This is a genomic window from Vibrio sp. Vb0888 (assembly GCF_033338835.1).
In the GTDB taxonomy this organism is placed as follows: domain Bacteria; phylum Pseudomonadota; class Gammaproteobacteria; order Enterobacterales; family Vibrionaceae; genus Vibrio; species Vibrio alginolyticus.
In genome coordinates this window covers 1-1,455 of the sequence record NZ_JAWOTL010000114.1, presented here as the reverse complement: position 1 = coordinate 1,455, position 1,455 = coordinate 1, and the positions used below count along the sequence as shown (strand labels likewise).

At 43.9% G+C, this 1,455-nt stretch carries 1 protein-coding gene; it reads left to right on the top strand.

All coding sequences use genetic code 11. The features are described 5' to 3' along the window. On the top strand, positions 1 to 1,424 hold a 1,424-nt coding region (locus R7P72_RS24265), incomplete at its 5' end, for a putative bifunctional diguanylate cyclase/phosphodiesterase (RefSeq protein WP_318110865.1). Positions 1,425 to 1,455 lie beyond the last annotated feature (31 nt).

Sequence of the window (1,455 nt, the reverse complement as noted above, 5' to 3'; positions counted from 1 at the left end):
GCTTCATTAAGCGCGGCTTTTACAGCCAATTTGCGTTTTACTGCATCGTCTTTCTGATCGTTCAAGCAGCGTTTTATGCGCTGTTTCGCTCAATCGCTAACAATGAACACGAAACCAAAGAGCGTTTGCTTTACCAAGCTTGCCATGATCATCTAACTCGCCTACCTAATCGTGAATATTTGCGTTCCAACATTCAACGTTGGATGTGTGGCAGCAGTAACCCGTTCACCTTAATGTTCATTGATATCGATAACTTCAAATCGGTCAATGACACACACGGCCACGAATTTGGTGACGAAGTTCTAAAACAGATCTCGACTCGCCTTAACCACTTTTCGGGCGAAGGTCGTTTGATCGTCCGTGAGGCAAGCGACGAGTTCATCTTTATCGTTAATCGAACTGATGAAGAGACCATCAAAGATCTAGCAAGCGAGCTGATTCAAACGCTTTCCAAACCATATAACGTTAACGATAACCAGTTCCTGCTCAGTTGCAGCATTGGGATTGCGTTCTACCCAATGCACGGCGACAACTTAGACGCGCTGCTGCTTTCTGCAGATATCGCCATGTATCAAGCGAAGAAACAGCGTAATGCGTACAGTCTGTTTAATCAGGAGATGCAAGCAAGTCATCTGCACAAGATGAAAGTCGAGCAACGTCTGAGGCTTGCGATTGAGAAGCAAACGCTGTTTATGGCTTATCAACCGCAGTTAAACATCAATGGCGAGATTTATGGTGTTGAGGCGCTTGTTCGTTGGGAAGACGAAGAACTGGGCAAAGTGCCACCTAACGAATTTGTTCCTGTCGCTGAAAGCTCTGGTTTGATGGTGCGATTGGGTGAGTTGATCATCGAAAAGAGCCTTGAAGATATGGGCTTACTGACAACCCATCTTGCCACCCCAATTCAGATGTCGATCAATATTTCCGTCAAGCAGTTCCTGCACGCCAAATTTATAGAGCGCTTGATGGCGGCGATGGACAAATACCATCTTGATTGCAATAGAATCACGTTAGAAATCACCGAGAACTTGTTTATCGAAGATCTAGAAAAGTTCTCTCCGACTTGCGAGCGCTTGCACGCTTTGGGCTTTAAGATTTCATTGGATGATTTCGGAACAGGCTACTCGTCACTAAGCATGTTGAGAACATTGCCGATTGATGAAGTTAAAATTGACAAGAGCTTTGTCGACAATATTGAGCACGATAAAAAAGCGCTGAATATGGTGAAAAACATCATCGCTATTGGCAAAAACTTCGAAATGAAAGTCTTAGCTGAAGGGGTCGAAACGCAACGCCAACGCGACCAATTAGAAGCGTGTGGCTGTGATTTGATTCAAGGTTATTTCTACTCCAAGCCTCTCTCTTTTGACCAACTTGTTAGCTTTGTGAAAGACAATAAAGAAGAAAAAGCCATAATAGATTAACGATGGCTTTAGTGATGTCGGTTTTAAACCA